The following is a 2,657-nucleotide window of genomic DNA, read 5'->3' on the forward strand; positions in this document are numbered from 1 at the left end:
GCCAAGCGTGAAGCCCGGCCGGCCGCTGCCGTTGACGAATCAGCGGGCGCGCAGCGTGATGCGCGTCCAGGCGCCAAGGTAGACGCGGTCGCCGTCGCGCAGTGGCACCGGCTGGCCCGGCTCGATCGGGTCCGGCTCGTCGTTCAGCCGGGTGCCGTTCGTCGAACCGGGGTCACGCACCGCGTACCCGCCGTCGGGAAGCTGCTCGAACATCGCGTGGCTACGGGAGATGCCCGGGTCCTCCGGCGCTCCGGACAGGTCGATGTCCGGGTGGATGCCGCGGGACTCGCTGCGCCGCCCGATCAGCATCTTCGGGCCGGCCAGGGCGAAGACCCGGCGCGGGTAGAAGGTCGGGAACGGCACACGGTGGTCATCACCGCTGTCGTAGTACTCCCGTTCGGCCTCGACGATGGCCTCCCAGACGGTCGCCCCGGCGCTGCCCGGCTCGCGGTCCCAGCCGCCGGCTCCGCGCGGGTCGTCGAGCGGCTCGCGCCGAGCGCCCCGACCCCCGTCGTGGCGCGGATCGCTGAGCTCGGGGTCACCGAGACGTGGGTCGCCGCCCTGCCGGACGTAGCGCGGGTCGGTCGTGTGCCGAGCCTCACCGCCGCGGCCCGGCAAGCCGCGCTCGGGCGCTGCCCCGGGCTCGAGCCCCAGCGGGTCGGGCGCGTAGCCGTACCCGTCGTCGCGGCGGGGCGCGCGACGCTGCGTCTCGGATTCCCGGTCGAGGTCCTCCGGATACCCGCCACGACCGTCCCGAGCCGGCGGGTAGCCGCTGCGGTCGGGCTCGCCGTAACCACCGGCGCCGCGATCGTCCCGGGCTTCCCGAGGGTCGCGCGCGGGCGGCGGGTAACCGCCGCGGTCCTCCGGGCCGCCGCGCCCGTACGGGTCGCCGCGCTCCGGTTCGCCGTAGCCGCCGCGGTCGGGCTCGCCGTAGCCGCCGCGGTCGTCCCGGGCCTCGCGGGGGTCGCGTGCGGGCGGCGGGTAGCCGCCGCGGTCCTCCGGTGCGCCGCGCCCGTACGGGTCGCCGCGCTCCGGCTCCGGGTAGCCGCCCGGTGCGCGGGCGTCCCGACTCGGCGGATAACCGCCGCGGTCGGCCTCGTCCGGCCAGTCGCGGGCATAGGGATCGCGCCCGCGCTCGGCGGGTCGCTCCTCCTGGGCCGGCCGCTCGTCCCGCCGCCGTGCGTACGGGTCGCGGTCGTAGCCGCCACCCGGCGCGTCGTACGGGTCGGCCTGATAGCCGCGACCGCCGCGGGGCTGGTCGGCGTAGCCGTCGCGCTCGTACCCGGCGTACGGGTCACCACCGCGCGGCGGGTCCGCCACTCCGGCCAGATCGGCCGGCGACCGCCGAATGCCCAGCGGGTCGTAGCCCCCGCCCCCCGCCGAATCCGGACTGTCCGGCTGCGCCGGGCCACGCCGACGGTGACCGCCAGGCTCGTCCGTTCCGTAGGGAGACCGACCGCCGTCGTCCGGACGGTATTCGTACCTCTCCTGACCAGTCATGATCCCAATTCCGCATCGATCGCAGTAGTCGGGCCGTGAGACGGGCGCCCGGCGGGGTGTCGTGCCCTCACCGGGTCACCGGCTCACCCGGAGGGTCCCCGTCGACCGGGTGTCAAGGACCGTCTCATCGATCTTTTTGGCGTTCCTCTTCAACCGAACCGTACCTGTTGTGCCATCGTCGATGTGAACCGCCTGCCGTAGGAGGTGGTGGGCGCCCCGTTTGTCGGTGCGAGCGTCGATCGTCCCGCACCGGATCCCCAGTCTCGCAGCGGTCTCCCACCCACCCGGACGGGCCTGCGTACCGCGCATCAGTGCTCCACCCGGGCGGCGACAACCGTGATGTTGTCGTGCCCGCCCGCGTCGATCGCGAAGTCGACGAGATGGCGGGCGACGTCGATCGCGCCACAGTGCGCCGGCAGCTGGTTCACCAGCGTCGCCATGACATCCGGCCGCGACGCGTAGTTCCACAGCCCGTCGGAGCAGACGATCACCGTTGCCGGCGTCTCGATCGGGAAGATCTCGGTGTGCGGCGCGACGTCCTCGACGTCGCCGCCGAGCCACCGGGTGAGCGTGTGCGCCCGGCGGTGGGTCTCCGCCTCGTTGGCCGGGATGAGTCCTGCCCGCGCGGCTTCGGCGGCCCAGGTGTCGTCCGAGGTCAGCCGCTCGCACCAGCGCGGCCCGAGTAGATAGACCCGACTGTCGCCGACCCAGCCGACGGTGACCATGCCCGGGCCTTCCGGTGTCGGCGGGGTGACGATCGCCGCCGCGAACGTGCAGGACGGAGCCATCCGGCCCTCCGCCGCGCTGAGCTGAGCGATCGTGTGCTGCGCGGCGTCAACGGCGGCGTGCAGGGCGGCCTCGGCGTCCTCCGGGGCGAAACCGCCGACGATCGCCCGCGGCGCGGTGCGCGGCTCGGCGTAGTCGTCGTAGTCCGGTTCGAGGATGTCGAGCATCTCGTCGGCCCGGCTGCCGGCCCGCGGCGCCTGTGCATCAGGATGCGCGGGGTGGCCCGGCCCGTGCGCGCGCACCGCGTCCGCCAGCACCGCCATCGCCTCGGCCGCCGCGGCGGCCGCGGCCGGCCCGGCTCCCGGCGGCGTGGGGGCTCCGTCGCACACCCCCGCGATGAGAGTGCCGTAGCCGCCGGCGAGTCCCATGGG

General features: G+C 75.0%; 3 protein-coding genes. All 3 read right to left on the minus strand.

Going from position 1 to position 2,657, the window contains the following annotated elements; all coding sequences use genetic code 11:
* Positions 1-39: 39 nt before the first annotated feature.
* A complete protein-coding gene (locus tag MXD60_RS26100; protein ID WP_248822344.1) occupies positions 40-1,500 on the minus strand; it encodes an FHA domain-containing protein in 1,461 nt (486 codons plus the stop codon).
* 75 nt (positions 1,501-1,575) lie between these two features.
* Positions 1,576-1,809: a hypothetical protein gene (locus MXD60_RS26105; protein WP_248822346.1), complete on the minus strand. Its 234-nt coding sequence runs from the start codon at positions 1,807-1,809 to the stop codon at positions 1,576-1,578.
* A partial coding sequence (locus MXD60_RS26110) for a PP2C family protein-serine/threonine phosphatase (protein ID WP_248822348.1) occupies positions 1,809-2,657 on the minus strand: 849 nt, incomplete at its 5' end. The genes MXD60_RS26105 and MXD60_RS26110, both read right to left, overlap by 1 nt.

Origin of the sequence: Frankia sp. AgB32 (assembly GCF_023243045.1) — a bacterium.
In the GTDB taxonomy this organism is placed as follows: domain Bacteria; phylum Actinomycetota; class Actinomycetes; order Frankiales; family Frankiaceae; genus Frankia.